This is a genomic window from Streptomyces sp. NPDC047841, assembly GCF_040704085.1.
Classification (GTDB): Bacteria; Actinomycetota; Actinomycetes; order Streptomycetales; family Streptomycetaceae; genus Streptomyces; species Streptomyces argyrophylli.
In genome coordinates this window covers 95601-111207 of the sequence record NZ_JBEYRP010000009.1, presented here as the reverse complement: position 1 = coordinate 111207, position 15607 = coordinate 95601, and the positions used below count along the sequence as shown (strand labels likewise).

Genomic DNA, 15607 nt, shown 5'->3' with positions numbered 1-15607 from the left:
ACGGCCCGTCCGTCAGCCGCCGGCGGGCGCCCCGTCGCGTTGGACGACCATCATGGCCATGTCGTCCTGGACCAGTCCGCCCGCGTGGTCGCGCAGGTCGGCGACGATCTCCCGCAGCAGGGGGCCGGGCTCGAGACAGGACCACTTCGCGAGGCGTTCGGCGAGCGGGTAGAACGTGCCGTCGCTGTCGCGGGTCTCGGTGATGCCGTCGGTGTAGAGCAGGATCCTGTCCCCGTCGTGGAAGGGGAAGGTCGCCGCGGTGTACGTGCTGTCGGACAGGGCGCCCAGGCCGAGCGGCGGGGCGGGGTCGGTGGCGTGGAGCGCGGTGGCGGCCCCGGACGACCGGCCCAGCAGGAGGGGCGGCGGATGCCCGCAGCTGATCATGTGCAGCACCGGCTGGTCGTCCGGGATGTCGAGCACGACGGCGGTGACGAAGCGTTCCTCGGCGTACGGATCGGCTTCCGAGAACTCGTTGAGGCCCCAGTGGACGGCGTCCTCCACGTAGGCGACGAGTTCCGGCAGCGCGATGGGACGGTGGGCGGCGGCGCGGAAGGCGCCCAGCACGATGGCGGTGTCGCTGATGGAGGCGAGGCCCTTGCCGCGGACGTCCCCGATGATCAGGCGGGTGGAGCGGGAGGTCCGGGCCGCGGCGTACAGGTCGCCGCCTATGTAGGTGTCGGCCTCGGCGCTGTGGTACTCGCTGGCGAGGGCCAGCGGTCCGGCGCGCGTGGGCAGTGGACGCAGGACGACGCGTTGCGCGGTGTCCGAGACGGCACGTGCCCTGAGCAGTTCCCTCCCTCGCCGGTCCCGCAGGTGGGTGAAGACGACCAGCAGCGCGCAGAGCGCCGCGAGCGTGCACAGTTCGACCAGCACGCTCTCGGTGGCGAGGGTGCCCCGCTCGGTTCCGGCGACGATCAGCGCGAGCACGGCGAGCGCGCCGACCAGCGATGTGGCCTTCGGACCGTAGGCCATGGCGGTGAACGCGGTGGCGACGACCAGGAGGTGGGCGAGATGGATGTCCGGCGGCAGGAACGCGTCGGCCGTCGGGATGGCCATGATCACCAGCAGCGGGGCGGCCAGCCAGAACGGGTGGGGTGAACACCGGTCCCAGTCCGGCAGGGGCGCGTTGGTGTGTGTCTTCGTCGTCGCAGCCGTCACGTCGTGCTCCGGTCCGTAATGCGGGATCCGTCGGCGCGGGATCCGTCGGCGCGGGATTCGGTGCGGGACCCGTCGTCGGCAGGTGTGGCGCCGTCGTCGTCTGTCAGGCGGGTGAGCCATTCGGCCAGCAGCGCTCGCTCCGCCGGGGAGAGCGCGCACGGAGGCTCGCAGCGCAGCAGCGCCGCCAGGGTGGTGGCGGCCCGCCGCGTGGTCACCGGCGGGCAGGGGCCGCCCGTGGACGCCTCCGAGATGAGGACACCGGCCAGCACCACGTCCCTGACCCGCGCCGACAGGTCGGTGCCGGGCCGCGTCCCGGGCCGCGTCAGCAGGGTGAGCGCGACACCGGTGTTCGCCGAGATCACGATGTCGGCCGCCCGGCCGGGCTCGACCGCGAGGCGCCCCGCCTGTGCCACGCGCTCCAGCGTGGCGTGCAGCAGCGCGTGCATCTCCTCGATCGCCTTCGGTACGCAGGCCGGCCCCGGGGCGGCGATCAGGCGGTACAGATTGGGGTGCTCCAGCGCGAACTGGGTGTGCTGGTCCCAGCCGCGCCGTAGGTCCGCGACCGGATCGGCGGTCGGCTCGGCGCCCCGTTTGGCGGCCAGGTACCGCGCGAACCCACGATCCACGACCGCGGCCAGGAGCGTGTCCTTGTCGCCGAAGAGGCGGTAGATGACGGGCTGCCGCACACCCGCCTTCTCGGCGACGCCGCGGGTGGCCACGTCCCCGGTCGGGGACGCCTCCAGCAGTTCGGTCGCCGCCTCCAGGATCAGCGATCTATTGCTCACGTTATCAACGATACCAAGGGTCGTTTAATCGGCACATACTTGTTTTTTTCGTGCCTGTGGTGCCGCCGTCCGTGGCCCGGACGGCGGTCCGCGGTTCGGCAGCCGTGTGATGTTTCCCGTACGACGTGAGGGACCGGGGGCCGGCGGGCAACGTTCCCCTTCATGCCCCACGCGAACCCCCTGCGGCAGGTGATGTGATGACCACGGCGACGACCCCGGCGCTCCGGACGGCCGCCCGGACCGGCGCGGCGACCGCCGGGTCCGGCGCACCGGCCGCCCCGCCCTCCCTGCCGTCCCTCACCGGGCTGCGCTGGATGGCGGCGCTGCTGGTGTTCGGACTGCACGTGCACAACTTCGGCTGGTTCGGCGGCACCGGTGGCCGCCTCGTCTCCTGGGCCTTCGGGGCCGGGGCCACCGGAGTGTCGTTCTTCTTCGTCCTGTCCGGATTCGTACTGACCTGGTCGGCGCGGCCCCACGACCGGGCGCTCGCCTTCTGGCGGCGGCGCGTCGCCCGGATCTACCCGGTGCACCTGGCCACCCTCGCCGTCGCCCTCGTCATGGCGTACACGCTGTCGCACCAGGCACGGCCGACGGCGAAGCAGTCACTGGCGAACGCGCTGCTGCTGCACTCCTGGTGGCGCCCGTGGTGGCAGACGCTGAACCCGGTGAGTTGGTCGCTGGCCTGCGAGGCGTTCTTCTACGCCGCCTTCCCGCTGCTGTTCCTGCTGCTGCGCCGGCTCGGGGCGCGCGCCTCGGCCGCGCTGGGCGGGCTGTCGGCGGCGGCGGTCCTGCTGCTGGCCTGGTCCGACGCGCACCACTGGTGGACCTACTCGGTCTACTCGTTCCCCGCCGCCCGGCTGCCCGAGTTCGTGCTCGGCGCGGTCACCGCGCGGCTGGTGCTGCTCGGCCGCTGGCGCGGACCCGGCCTGGAGGCCTCGCTCGCCCTGGCCGTCATCGGCTACTTCATGGTGCCGCAGGTCACGCCCGGCTACTCCGCCACGGTGTGCACCATCGCCGGGTTCGCCCTGCTCATCCCGGCGGCGGCCGTCGCCGACCTGCACGGGCTGCCCTCCCTGTGGCGGCGCCGGCGGATGGTACGGCTCGGGGAGCTGTCGTTCGCCTTCTACATGATCCACCTGCTGGTCCTGCGCGCGGCGACGGAGGTGCTGGGCAAGAAGCCGCACTTCGGCGCCCTGACCGGAGCGGCGGTCACCGCGACCGCGTTCACCGTGTCGCTCGCCCTGTCCTGGGCCTTGTACGAGGGGGTGGAGCGCCCGGCACGGCGCCTGCTGCTGCGCCGTCGCCGTCCTTCTCCGCAGCCGGACCCGGCACCGGTCCGCCGGGACGCCCCGGCGGTCAAGGCCGGTCGCACGCACGGGTGACGTCCGCAACAGCGAGGAGAGTCCCGCGCGATTCGGGGTAGGCGGCTCCCCGACACCGGCCCGGCGGCACACCGGCGGGCCGGCACCACGTGAACGCACCGAAGGAGCCGCATCGACGTGCGCGGGAAGCAGACCGGGACGAGCCGGCGGCCGACGACGGCCGGGCCATCCCCCGCGGCCCTCCCTTTCCCGCCGCACCCCGGCACGAGGGCCTGCGGCACGGCTTGCCTTCCAGGCGACGGCGTGACCCGTGCACGGCACAACGACACGACGGGTCACCGCCCGCTCCCGGCCCCGCGCCACGGCACGGGGTCCCGCGGCCCGGCTTGTGCTCCGGCCCGTACGCCACAGCCCGGCGCTCCCGTCCGCACCCGTACACGGCACCACAACGCGACGACCCCTGCCCAGGGCGAGGAGCCGTGGCGTGGGACAGCGGCGTACGGCCGGTCCTCCGTGCGGCGTGCCCGTCGCCCGGACGCCCCGGTCGCGCCGGCCTCCCCCTGCCGGACCGTGCCCGGTGCCTCCGTCGTGGTCCCGGTCCAGTCGCCCCGACCGGCACCGGCCCAGGCCCGGGCGGGCCGGCGGCGCGGTCGGCGGGGTCCGCGCGGTATTCCCGGTCAAACGACCCTGACCTGGGGGAAGTTGTCGGAGGTGGGTTTGGCCCGCTCGGACGGCGGGGGCTACGGTGGGCGGTCGGCAATGATCGGTACGGGGAGCCGGCCGACCGGCGGACCTGGCTGTGCGAGAGGAGAGGATGAGAGTGCCCGAGCAGGACGCGGCCGAATCGGCCCCGCAGGTGGTGAGTGCCTTCCTGGAACGGCGCAAGGAGCAGATCGCCCAGCGCTGGGCCGACGCCCCCCTGTTCCGCTCGGTCTTCACCGTCTCCCGCGACGAGGCGGTCGAGGCGTGCAAGGCCGTCCTGGACGCCCTGTCCGACGTGGCGGCCAGCGGACAGCTGGAGAACATCACGGCGCCCGGTTTCACGCCGGTGCGTGACCAGTTGGGCCGGATGACCCAGTCCCGGACCCGTACCGGATCCACCCCGGCCCAGATCGCCGACGAGGTGGCCGCCCTGCGCGTCCCCGTGGTCGACCTGCTGCGCGAGGAGTTCACCGACCCCGCCACCGCGCAGGCCCAGGAGTTGGTGATGGCGCTGACGCTGTTGCTGGGCACGCTGCGCCTGGTGGTGATGGAGACGGCGCTGGACGCGAACGCCGAGCTGATCGAGCGGCAGCGCCAGCAGTTGCTCGAAGTGGCCACGCCCGTCATCAAGTTGTGGGAGGGCACGGTCGCCGTGCCCCTGATCGGGACGCTGGACAGCGCGCGCAGCCAGGTCGTGATGGAGTCGCTGCTGGAGGCCATCGTCGACCAGCGCGCCCGGTACGCCATCCTGGACATCACCGGCGTGCCGACGGTCGACTCGCTCGTCGCGCAGCACCTGATGAAGACGGTGGCCGCGGCGCGCCTGATGGGCGCGGAGTGCATCGTGTCCGGGATCCGCCCGGCCATCGCGCAGACCATCGTGCAGCTCGGCATCGACCTGGGCTCGGTGCTCACCCGCGCCTCGCTGTCCGACGCGCTGGCCTACGCACTGGGCAAGCAGGGCATCGAGGTGTCCCGCGCGGACACGAGTGCGAGCGCCCGGTGAACCAGCCCGTCCCGGCCCAGCCGTCCCAGGTCCCGGTGCTCGCCCTGGGCGACGTGCTGCTGGTCTCGTTGCAGGGCGAGCTGCACGACGGCATGGCCGAGCAGTTGCAGCACGACATCACCAACCGCATCGCCACCAGCCGGGTGACCGGTGTGGTCCTCGACATCTCCGGTGTGGACATCGTCGACTCGTTCCTCGGCCGGGTCCTCGCGGAGATCGCCTCCACGGCCGCCCTGCTGGCGGCCCGCACGGTCCTGGCCGGGATGCGGCCCGCCGTGGCGATCACGCTGGTCGAGCTGGGTCTCACCCTGCCCGGCCTGGTCACCGCCCTGGACGTCGACCGTGCCATGGAACTGCTCTCACAGAGGGGGAGCTGATGCAGTCGTCCGGCCAGGCTTCCGCGACGAGCCTGCCCATCGGCTCGGACGCAGATCTGGCCTGGGTCCGGCAGCAGGTTCGGCAGTGCGCGGCGCAGCTCGGCTTCGGTCTGGTGCAGCAGACCAAGCTGGTCACGGCGGCGAGCGAGCTGGCCCGCAACACGCTGGTGCACGGCGGCGGCGGGCGGGCGGAGATCACGCCGCTGGACAACGGCCGCAGCCGAGGTCTGCGCATGAGTTTCATCGACGACGGTCCGGGCATCCGCGACATGGAACTGGCCATGACCGACGGGTACACCACCGGCGGCGGCCTCGGACTCGGGCTGAGCGGAGCGAAGCGGCTGGTGCACGAGTTCAGTGTGGACACCGAGCCCGGGCGGGGCACGACCGTCACCGCCGTCGCCTGGGTGGCCCAGGTACCCGCGTCGCGTCCGGGGGTGGGATGAGCCGGGTGTGGGAGATCCCGGTGCACGACTCCACGCGTGTCCGGGACGCCCGGATAGCGGCCCGTGAGGCGTGCGGACAGGCGGGTCTCGCCGCCGCGCGCACGGCGGCCGCGGAACTGGTCGCCACGGAGCTGGCCACCAACCTGCTCAAACACGCCGGCGGTGGCCGCATGGTGTTCAACCTGGTGGCGGTGCCCGCCGGCGGCGCGGAGACCGGGTCGGTGCAGCTGTTCTCGCTCGACCACGGTCCGGGCATCGCCGACGTCGGCGCCGCGCGGCGGGACGGCTGGTCCACCGCCGCCGGCTCGCTCGGCGCGGGTCTCGGCAGCTGTCAGCGCAGCGCCAACGCCTTCCACCTGTACAGCCTGCCGGGCCGGGGAACGGTCGCGGCGGCGCGGATCGATCCCGAGCCGAACAGGCGCGGGGCACCGGCGGCACCGGTGCCGGCGGGCGGGATCACCACCGCCCTCGCGCAGGCCGAACAGTGCGGTGACGCGTGGAGCTGGGCGCGTTCCGGGAGCCGGGTGACGCTGCTGCTCGCGGACGGTCTGGGGCACGGGCCGAAGGCCGCGCACGCCTCCACCGCGGCCGTGGCGGAGCTGCACCGCGTCGCCCATCTGCGGCCGGCCGACATCCTGCGCCGGCTGCACACCGTGCTGCGGCCGACCCGGGGCGCGGCGGTCACGGTGGCCCAGGTGGACCCGGAACGGGCCGAACTCAGCTTCGCGGGCGTCGGCAACGTCGGCGCCCGGGTGCGCACGGGGGATTCCTGGACGTCCCTCGTCTCGCATCCGGGGATCGTCGGCGCGTACTTCCCGGCGCAGGTGCCGGTGCGCCGGGTGCCGTGGCACGGGGACAGCCTGCTCGTCCTGCACAGCGACGGGCTGCCCAGCCGGTGGCAGCCGCCGGAGGACCCCCTGCTGCTCGCCCACGACCCGTCGGCGGTGGCCGCGGCCATCCTGCGCGACGCGGGCAGCCCGGCCCGCCCCGCACGCGACGACACCAGCGTGGCCGTACTGGCCCCCGACCGCCGGACCAGCGCCCATGACAGCCGCCTCTGACAACTGGACCATCGCCTGCGCCGCCGACGCGGCCCGCGCCCGCGCCGTGCTGGCGCGGCTCACCGCGGACGCCGGGGTGCCCGCGCTCGACCGCGCCCGGTTCCTGACCGCGCTCGGCACCCGGCTGCGCCATGCCGTCGACGCCGGCGGCGCGGAGCTGGCCGTGACCGCCGGGGCGGGCGGGAAGCTGCGGGTCGCCCTGGACGGGCCGGAACCGTGGCGGCACACGCTCGTCTGCCCCGCCCCCGTGACCGGCCCGCTGCCCGGCCTGGACGACGCCCCGCTCGCCGAGGCCGTGCTGGGCGCCGACGAGGACGCCGCCGCCCTGCTGGCGCACCTGGCGGAGACGGAGGAGCTGCTGCGGTTCCACCGGGAGGAGCTGCACCAGACCAATCAGGGCGTGCTGGCGCTGCACGCCGAGCTGGAGGCGGCGGCGCTCGCGCAGCGCGAACTCCTCGACGCGGAGCGGACGGCGCGCGCGGAGGCGGAGAAGGCCCGTCGTCTGCTGACCTTCCTGGCCAACGCGAGCGCCGTGCTGAACGCCTCCCTCGATCACGAGGACATCCTGCGCCGGCTGCCCGAGCTGCTGGTCCCGGAGTACGCGCGGCACGTCGACGTCTGGTTCGTGGACGACGAGCGCGTCCCGCCGGCCGAGCGGGCGGCCGCCACGGTGACGGCGGCGCGCACCGGCCGGCCGCAGCACGCGGGCCCCCACCCCGGCGACCTGCCCGGCGTGGACGACCTGCCGGCCTCAGCGGTCTCCCCGCGGCGGCCGCTGCTGTGCCTGCCGCTCGGCGCGCGCACCGTGCAGGGGGTGCTGACGCTGTCGGCGCCCGGCGAGCGCTTCGACCCGGACACCACCGTGATGTTGCTGGAACTGGCCCGGCGGGCGGGCATCGCCCTGGACAACGCCCGCCAGTACGAGCAGCACCGGGACGTGGCCGAGGCCCTGCAACGGGCGCAGCTGACCGATCTGCCCACCACCCCGGGTCTGGAGCTGGCCGCGCGCTACCTGCCGGCGACGCACGGCCTGAACATCGGCGGTGACTGGTACGACGCCTTCCCGCAGCCGGACGGCAGCGTCCTCGCGGTGATAGGGGACGTCACGGGGCACGGGCTGCGCGCGGCGGTGATCATGGGCCAGCTGCGGACCGCGCTGCGCGCCTACGCCGTCGAGGGCAACGGCCCGGCGCGCATCCTCACCCTGCTGCACCGGATGCTCCGCCACCAGCAGCCGGAGCTGTACGCGACCTGCGCCATCGCCCGGTTCACGCCCGGCGAGCCCGGGGTGGTGTGGGCGGCGGCCGGGCATCCGCCGGCCATCGCGCGCGGCCCGGACGGCGAGGTAAGGGTGCTGGAGGGCAGACCGGGGATCATGCTGGGGATTCCGATGGCGTTCTCGTACGAGGAGCACACCCTGGAGCTTCCGGTGGGCTCGACGCTCGCGCTGTACACGGACGGTCTGGTGGAGCGGCGGTCGGCCGGGATCGACGCGGGCATCGACCGCCTCGCCGAGGCCATGGGGGCCCTCGGCCGGTCGGACCTGGCGGATCTGGACGGGGCGGCCGACGCGTTGCTGAAGCCGATGCTGCACGACTCCGAACACGACGACGACATCTGCCTGTTGCTGTGCCGCACCACGCTGGAGTGAGCTGCCCCGCGCCGGCTCCCCCTGGCGGGGGGAGCCGGCGCGGGGCCGTGACACGTACGGCGGCCGGTCCGGGCGACTGCCCGGAGACCGTCAGGCGGCGGACGGGAAGCGTTCCCAGACCCGGTGGGCGCCGAGCAGCTGGGTGAGCTGCTGGAGCACGGCGGTGGCGGTGTCGTCTGCGACGACACCGGGCGCCTCCAGCGGGATGCCGGACGCCTCCAGGGCGCTCTCCCCGCCCTTGGCGGCGCCGATGGCCTTGCCGTGCCGGAAGGCCTCCGCGAGCAGCAGCCCCACCCGCGGGTCGGGGGTGCCCGGCCGGCCGTTGGGCTGACCGGCCTTGGCGTCGCGGGCCCCGTAGGCGTCGGCGCCCACGCCGGGGGTGCCGGCCACCAGCAGGGCGTCGAACTCCACGGAGCGCGCGGTGGCGTAGGTCCGCTGCACGGTCAGGGCGTCCTCGCCGTCGCCGAGGGTGCCGCCGACCGGTGCGACGATCAGCGGGACCATGCCGCCGTCCAGCACCTGCTGGCGTACGGCGCGTACGCCGTCCAGGTCGCCGTCGGGGCCGGTGACGATGCCGATGATCCGGCCGTCGGTGGGCCAGGTGTGCCCGACCTGGGAGAGGGCGGGGCTGGGCTCGACGTCGACGAGCGGCACCGTCGGCGCGGGCGCGGGCAGGCCGAGGCCGGCGGCGACGCCCTCGCACAGCTCCGGGTCGATGTTGGCCAGGACCTGAAGGGCCCGTTCCCGGATGGCCTGTTCGTAGCACTTGCCGAGTTCGAAGGTGTAGGCGCCGATGATGTGCTCGCGCTCCACCGGGCTCATGCTCAGCCAGAACCTGCGGGGCTGGCTGAAGTGGTCCTGGAACGACTCGGGCGCCTCGCGGACCTTGGTCGCCTCGGGGACGCGGACGGGGGTCTCGACGTAGGCGCCTTCGAGGTCCGTGCCGGGGGTGAAGGGGCAGCCGCCGTCGAGCGAGTTGGGGCGGTAGGGGGCCACGCCCCGGTGGACGGCCGTCTGGTGGAAGCCGTCGCGCAGCATGTCGTTGACGGGCGAGTGCGGCCGGTTGATCGGGATCTGCGGGAAGTTCGGGCCGCCGAGCCGGGTGATCTGGGTGTCCAGGTAGGAGAAGAGCCGGCCGGCGAGCAGCGGGTCGTCGGTGATGTCGATGCCGGGGACGAGGTGGCCGACGTGGAAGGCGACCTGCTCGGTCTCGGCGAAGAAGTTCGACGGGTTGCGGTTCAGGGTGAGCAGCCCGATCGGCTGTACGGGGGCCAGTTCCTCCGGGACGATGTTCGTCGGGTCGAGCAGGTCGATGCCCTCGAAGGTCTGGTCGGGGGTGTCGGGGAAGGTCTGGATCCCGAACTCCCACTCGGGGTAGGCGCCCGCCTCGATGGCGTCGTAGAGGTCGCGGCGGTGGAAGTCGGGGTCGACGCCGTTGATGATCTGGGCCTCCTCCCACACCAGGGAGTGCACGCCCAGCTTCGGCTTCCAGTGGAACTTCACCAGGGTCGTCTCCCCGGCGGCGTTGACCAGGCGGAAGGTGTGGACGCCGAAGCCCTCCATGGTGCGGTACGAGCGCGGGATGCCCCGGTCGGACATGTTCCACAGGGTGTGGTGGGTGGCCTCGGTGTGCAGGGTGACGAAGTCCCAGAAGGTGTCGTGGGCGCTCTGCGCCTGCGGGATCTCCCGGTCCGGGTGCGGCTTGCCGGCGTGGATGACGTCCGGGAACTTGATGGCGTCCTGGATGAAGAACACCGGGATGTTGTTGCCGACGAGGTCGAAGACGCCCTCGCTGGTGTAGAACTTCGTCGCGAAGCCCCGGGTGTCGCGGACGGTGTCGGAGGAGCCGCGGGAGCCGAGCACGGTGGAGAAGCGGACGAACACCGGTGTCTCGACGTCCTCGGCGAGGAAGGCCGCCTTGGTCACGTTGGCGGCGGTGCCGTAGCTGCGGAAGATGCCGTGCACTCCGGCGCCGCGGGCGTGGACCACGCGCTCGGGGATGCGCTCGTGGTCGAAGTGCATGACCTTCTCGCGCAGGTGGTGGTCCTGGAGGAGCACCGGTCCGCGGGGGCCCGCCTTGAGGGAGTGGTCGGTGTCGTAGAGCCGGGTGCCCTGTGCGTTGGTCAGGTAGCTGCCGCTCTGCGCCATCCGCGCCTGGTCGGCGCCGGTCGGCTGCCCGGTCGGCGAGACGGTGGCCGGGCCGCTCTGGTCGGGCTTGGGCGGGTACGGCTCATGGGGGTCGGTCGGCTCGGCGACCGGCGGCGACTTGGGTCCCGGCTTGCCGGGGATGCCGTCCTCGGGGCCGGCCGGTCCGCCCTGCAGGGCGTCCGCCACCTTGTCCGCCGCTCGTTTCAGGGGATTCGTCTCGCTCATCAGTTCTGATTCCTTCACTGGTCACGGAGGCGGGCCCGGCAGGGACGAGGTGCGTGTCCGAGCCGCGGCTGCCCGCACCCGGGCACGGCCGGCATCGGAGTCGTACCGGGCGGATGTCGATGGAAAGAGGTGGGACGGGGGCTCGTACCGAGGTCCCCGGGCCGGGACGTCCGAAACCGGGAACCACGGTGGATTTCCGGTCGGGGTGAAGTCGGGCCGTCTCCTGTCGTGTTGCCGGGGCGGGAGGCCCGCCGGACGCGCTGGTCCGGACCCGGGGACCACCGGCAGGGCCAAGTGCCCCCTGCCGAGGACGTGTTGGTCAGCAGGGCCGGCTTCTTGACCCGGGGCAGGCGGCCACCCGGCGGCCGCCCGCACACGCCACCCTAGGCGCTGCCCCCGCCGGGCGCAGTTCGGGACGGGCGCGGCGGTACCTCTTGGAGTACGGCCCCCGTCCGCCGGTCACGGACGCGCGACGACCCGCAGGGTCTCCAGGGAGGAGTCCGCCGCGTCCGGGATGAGGAAGCCGTGGGCGACACCGCTGCGCAGGTAGTCGAGGACCTCCGCGGTGATCACCTCGCCCGGCGCCACGACCGGCACGCCCGGCGGGTACGGGCTGATCGTCTCCGCGGCGATCCGGCCCACGGCCCGCTCGGCGGGCACCTGCTCGGCGGGGCCGAAGAAGGCGTCGCGGGGCAGCGCCGCCTGCTCCAGTTCCAGGACGCCGGGCTCGGGCAGGTGCACGGCGGGCCGTCGCTCGATGGAGTCCGCGCGTTCCACCAGGGAGCGTACGGAATCCACGAGCAGCTTCTCGGTCTCCTCGTCGTCGGCGTGGGTGATGGAGGCGCTGATCCGGCAGGTGTCGGAGCCGCCCACGTCGATGTGGCGGTTGGCGCGCAGCCATTCGGCCGCCTGCATGCCGCTGATACCGAGGTCGCGTACGTCGACGACGAGCTTCAGGGGGTCGAACTCGGCGGCCAGGCCCTTCTCGATCACCTCGCCGCCCATCACCTTCAGCCCCGGCAGCTCGCGCAGCAGGGCACGGACGCGCTCGGCCCGGTGCAGCGCCACGTCCAGGAGGTCGTGCCCGTGTTCGACCATCTGCCGCCGCCAGCCGTCGAGGGCCGCGTAGATCAGGCTGGAGGCGCTGGTGGTGCCGAGCAGGTCCTCGCGCTGTTTGAGCACGGTGGGCGAGACCCGGTCGTGCTGGAGGTGGAAGACGGAACTCTGCTCGATCGCGCCGCCCATCTTGTGCACGCTGGTGACGACCAGGTCGGCGTCCGCGTTCATGCCCCAGACGGGCAGGCCGTCGTGGAAGGGCAGGTGGGCGCCCCACGCCTCGTCCACGATGAGCGGGACGTCGAAGGCGTGGCAGGCGTCGGCCACCGCGCGCACATCGGCGCAGGTGCCCCAGTCGGTGGGCGTGATCAGCAGCATCCCCTTGGCGTCGGGGTGCTCGCGCAGCCGGTTGCGCACTTCGTCGGCCTCGGGCGGATGCGCCATGTGGCGTTCGCCGTCGAACTTGGGGTGGACCCAGATCGGCTCCACGCCGTTGATGATCACCGCCGCGATGACCGACTTGTGGGCGTTGCGGGACACCAGCAGCTTCTCCCCCGGTCCGGCGACCGAGCACATCGCGGTCCGCACGGACAGGGAGCTGCCGCAGGTGGAGAAGAACGCCTGCTCGGCGCCGACCGCGTCCGCCATCAGCTCCTGCGCCTGCTCCAGCACGCCCTGGGACTGGCGGCGGTCGTCCAGGCCGTTGAGGCTGAGCACGTCGGAGCGGAAGACGTCCATTCCCATGATCTCGGCCACCCGGGGATCGGTGCCGCGGCCCTGTTTGTGCCCGGGGGGCCCGTACGCCACGTCTCCTCGCCGCCGGAACTCCTGCAGAGCCTCCAGGACGGGTACGCGAGAGTGATCCATGGCAGTCCTCCTGAGCTGGTCGGTGCCGCATCCACCGTGTTGCACCGGCCGCGCTCCCCAAACACGCGGCCGGTGTCAGGGGGCCGTTCGGTGGAACCCGGCCCCGGCACGGAAGACGCCCGCCGAACCCTCAGGAGGTCTCGTGTCGCTGTACCAGCGGATCCGGGAGGAGACCGAGCGCCGCGCCGACGCGCTGTGGACCGTGGCGACCGCCCTGCACGCGGATCCGGAGACCGCGTTCTCCGAGCACCGCGCGGCGAAGCTGCTCACGGACGAACTGGAGCGCGCGGGGTTCGCGGTGCGGCGGGAGGCCGCGGGCCTGCCGACCGCGTTCACGGCCCGCGCGGGCGAGGGCCGGCCGGTGGTGGCCTTCCCCCTGGAGTACGACGCGCTGCCCGGCCTCGGGCACGCCTGCGGGCACAATCTGATCGCGGCGGCGGGCCTCGGCGCGGCCCTGGTCACCGAGGCCGTGCGGGACGGCACCGGGGGCACGGTCCTCGCGGTGGGCACGCCGGCCGAGGAGGGCGGTGGCGGCAAGGCCCTGGAGGTGGAGGCCGGGGTGTTCGACGGGGTGGACGCCGCCCTGATGTTCCATCCCGGGGTGTACGACTGGGTGCGGGCGCCGCTGACCGCGCAGGAGCAGTACCGGGTCGGCTTCCGGGGCCGGGCCGCGCACCCGACGGGCAACCCGACGGAGGGCATCGACGCGCTCGCCGCGCTGATCGAGCTGTTCAACGTGGTGTCGGCGCTCGGGCGGCGGCTGCCGGAGGGCTCCCACGTCCAGGGGATCATCACGCAGGGCGGTACGGCCACGAACATCGTCCCGGAGTACGCCGAGGGCCGCTTCGGGCTGCGCGCGGTCACGACGGCGGCCCTGGACGAGCTGGCGGAACAGCTGCGCACCGCCGCGGAGGGGGTGGCGCTGGCGACCGGCACGGCCGTCACGGTGGAACGCGCGAGCATGCGCTACGAGCACTTCCGGGACAGCTCGGTGCTGTCCGAGCGGTTCGCCGGGCACCTGGACCGCGCCGGGATCGCGCTGACCGCGCCCACGCCCGGCGTCTACCTGGGCTCCTCCGACATCGGCAACGTCAGCGGCCGGGTGCCGGCCATCCACCCGTTCGTCGCGATCATGGGCGCCGACGGCTCCGACCACACGCCCGAGTTCGCCGAGGCCGCGGCCTCGGAGCGGGCCCGCCGGGTGCTGACGGCGGTGGTGGAGGCGCTGGCCTGCACGGCGGTGGACCTCCTGGGGGACGCGGACCTGCGCGGTCGCGCGTGGGCGGACCTGCATCTGACGGCGGACTGACGGCCCTGGGCGCGCCGGCCCCGCGCACCGTCCGCCGTGCCGCCGTGCGGACGACGGTCAGCCGGAGCGGACCTCGCGTTCGTCCTCCCGTTCGGCGGCCTTCGCCCGGCCGCGCACCTCCTCCACGGCGGCGGACAGGGCCCGGCGGATCACCTCGGGCAGCCGGCGGCGCGTCGGCCACTCCACCAGGCAGCGCGCGACCTCCCGCAGTTTGATGTTGCTGTGCTGCGATATGTGCCGCAGGACGTCCCAGCCCTGCTCCGGACGCAGCCCGCCCACGGTGATGACCACGCCGATCGCCTGGTCGACCAGGGCGTGCGAGCCGAGGGCATGGCGCAGTTGCTCCACCTCCTCCTGAAGTGCTTTCAGCTGGTCCGTCCGCTCCTCGGGTCCGATCATGCGCCTCACCCTCCGCAGCCCGGACGCCGGGCGCCAGCCGTCAGGCGAACAACAGGGCAAGAGGCCGTACAAAAAACGAAAAATCGCTGGTCGGTGGGCCGTGGAAGGGGGATTCGGGGGCAGCGGGCGGGCATGGACAGCCTCACCTTCGACAGCCACGACCTGGACGTGACGGAGGACTTCCTCAGCCGGGCCTACGCCAGGATGCGCATCAGAAGCGGGACGCCCGGCTCGACCCGTGCCCAGATCCACCGCGCCGGCATTCCCGGGGTGAGCGTCGACGAACTCGCGCTGGACTTCGAGATGTCCTACTCGGTGTCACCGCTGGGCCGGATCTGCCTGTGCGTCGTGCACGAGGGAACCGTGCGGGACCACGGCTACCAGGGTGTCGAGGACTCCTTCGGCCCGGGGGACGCGGTGCTGTTCGCGCCGCCGGACCTGCCGTACGAGGGCCGCATCTGCAACGCCCGCTACAACATCACCATGCTGGATCCCGCGCTGCTCGCCCAGGTGGCCGGGGACGGCTCGCGACCGGTACGGCTGACCGGGCACCGGCCGCGCTCGGCCGCCGCGGCGCGCCACCTCACCCGTACGATCGCCCATCTGCGCGACGACGTGCTGTCCGACGCCCAGATCGCGGACCAGCCGCTGATCGCCGCCACGGCCGCCCAGCACCTGGCGGCGAGCGTCCTGGCCGCGTTCCCCAACACGGCGCTGGACGAGCCCGCCGCCCACGACACCGACGCGCACCCGGCGGTGCTGCGGCGCGCGCTCGCCTACATCGACGACCACGCGGACCAGCCCATCGCGGTCGCGGACATCGCCGCCGCGGCCCATGTGACGGTACGGGCGCTGCAGTACGCCTTCCGCCGTCATCTGGACACCACTCCGCTGGCCCAGCTGCGCCGGGTGCGGCTCGCGCACGCCCATCACGAGCTGGTGGCCGCCGATCCCGGCAGCGGGGCCACGGTGACGGAGATCGCGGCCCGGTGGGGTTTCCACCACCCGGGCCGCTTCGCCTCCCTGTACCGGGGCACCTACCGCAGGGCCCCGCACGAGAGCCTGGCCGGCGGCTGACGGCGGCCGGCCGGTGTC

General features: G+C 73.6%; 13 protein-coding genes. 8 read left to right on the top strand and 5 right to left on the bottom strand.

All coding sequences use genetic code 11. From position 1 onward, the window contains the following. Positions 1-12 precede the first annotated feature (12 nt). Together AB0947_RS16405 and AB0947_RS16400 are read right to left on the bottom strand one after the other, a co-directional pair. Positions 13-1158 (bottom strand): PP2C family protein-serine/threonine phosphatase, encoded by a 1146-nt coding sequence (locus AB0947_RS16405; protein ID WP_366751016.1) that lies wholly within the window; start codon positions 1156-1158, stop codon positions 13-15. Next, on the bottom strand, positions 1155-1943 hold the full coding sequence (locus AB0947_RS16400; RefSeq protein WP_366751015.1) for a TetR/AcrR family transcriptional regulator: 789 nt from the start codon (positions 1941-1943) through the stop codon (positions 1155-1157). Before AB0947_RS16400 ends, AB0947_RS16405 begins: the two co-directional genes overlap by 4 nt. A 197-nt stretch (positions 1944-2140) precedes the next feature. Here AB0947_RS16400 and AB0947_RS16395 point away from each other — a divergent pair, with 197 nt between their 5' ends. The 6 genes from AB0947_RS16395 to AB0947_RS16370 all read left to right on the top strand — a co-directional run bounded on the left by AB0947_RS16395 (position 2141) and on the right by AB0947_RS16370 (position 8508). Further along, on the top strand, positions 2141-3325 hold the full coding sequence (locus AB0947_RS16395; RefSeq protein ID WP_366751014.1) for an acyltransferase: 1185 nt from the start codon (positions 2141-2143) through the stop codon (positions 3323-3325). 754 nt (positions 3326-4079) lie between these two features. Next, complete coding sequence (locus tag AB0947_RS16390) at positions 4080-4973, top strand: STAS domain-containing protein (RefSeq protein ID WP_366751013.1); 894 nt, start codon at positions 4080-4082, stop codon at positions 4971-4973. Continuing rightward, a complete protein-coding gene (locus tag AB0947_RS16385; protein WP_171150354.1) occupies positions 4970-5350 on the top strand; it encodes an STAS domain-containing protein in 381 nt (126 codons plus the stop codon). Before AB0947_RS16390 ends, AB0947_RS16385 begins: the two co-directional genes overlap by 4 nt. Then, positions 5350-5796 carry an ATP-binding protein gene (locus tag AB0947_RS16380; protein ID WP_366751012.1) on the top strand — a complete coding sequence of 149 codons (447 nt, stop codon included), beginning with the start codon at positions 5350-5352 and terminating at the stop codon, positions 5794-5796. Before AB0947_RS16385 ends, AB0947_RS16380 begins: the two co-directional genes overlap by 1 nt. Continuing rightward, complete coding sequence (locus tag AB0947_RS16375; protein WP_366751011.1) at positions 5793-6857, top strand: SpoIIE family protein phosphatase; 1065 nt, start codon at positions 5793-5795, stop codon at positions 6855-6857. The genes AB0947_RS16380 and AB0947_RS16375 overlap by 4 nt, the downstream gene beginning before the upstream one ends. Next, positions 6841-8508 (top strand): PP2C family protein-serine/threonine phosphatase, encoded by a 1668-nt coding sequence (locus tag AB0947_RS16370; RefSeq protein WP_366751010.1) that lies wholly within the window; start codon positions 6841-6843, stop codon positions 8506-8508. The genes AB0947_RS16375 and AB0947_RS16370 overlap by 17 nt, the downstream gene beginning before the upstream one ends. A 90-nt stretch (positions 8509-8598) precedes the next feature. On the opposite strand, the gene AB0947_RS16365 is transcribed toward AB0947_RS16370, so the two are convergent. Together AB0947_RS16365 and AB0947_RS16360 are read right to left on the bottom strand one after the other, a co-directional pair. Continuing rightward, complete coding sequence (locus tag AB0947_RS16365; RefSeq protein WP_366751009.1) at positions 8599-10881, bottom strand: catalase; 2283 nt, start codon at positions 10879-10881, stop codon at positions 8599-8601. Between the two features lie 459 nt (positions 10882-11340). Beyond that, positions 11341-12804 (bottom strand): ornithine decarboxylase, encoded by a 1464-nt coding sequence (locus tag AB0947_RS16360; protein WP_366751008.1) that lies wholly within the window; start codon positions 12802-12804, stop codon positions 11341-11343. Between the two features lie 142 nt (positions 12805-12946). Between AB0947_RS16360 and AB0947_RS16355 the strand changes: the two genes are divergently transcribed. Next, positions 12947-14113: an amidohydrolase gene (locus tag AB0947_RS16355; RefSeq protein WP_366751007.1), complete on the top strand. Its 1167-nt coding sequence runs from the start codon at positions 12947-12949 to the stop codon at positions 14111-14113. 57 nt (positions 14114-14170) lie between these two features. Here AB0947_RS16355 and AB0947_RS16350 read toward each other — a convergent pair whose 3' ends face one another. Continuing rightward, the gene (locus AB0947_RS16350; RefSeq protein WP_366751006.1) at positions 14171-14512 is read right to left on the bottom strand and encodes an ANTAR domain-containing protein; all 342 of its coding nucleotides are present in this window, start codon (positions 14510-14512) and stop codon (positions 14171-14173) included. 132 nt (positions 14513-14644) lie between these two features. On the opposite strand from AB0947_RS16350, the gene AB0947_RS16345 reads away from it, so the two are divergent. Beyond that, positions 14645-15589: a helix-turn-helix domain-containing protein gene (locus AB0947_RS16345; RefSeq protein WP_366751005.1), complete on the top strand. Its 945-nt coding sequence runs from the start codon at positions 14645-14647 to the stop codon at positions 15587-15589. The last annotated feature ends 18 nt before the right edge of the window (positions 15590-15607 follow it).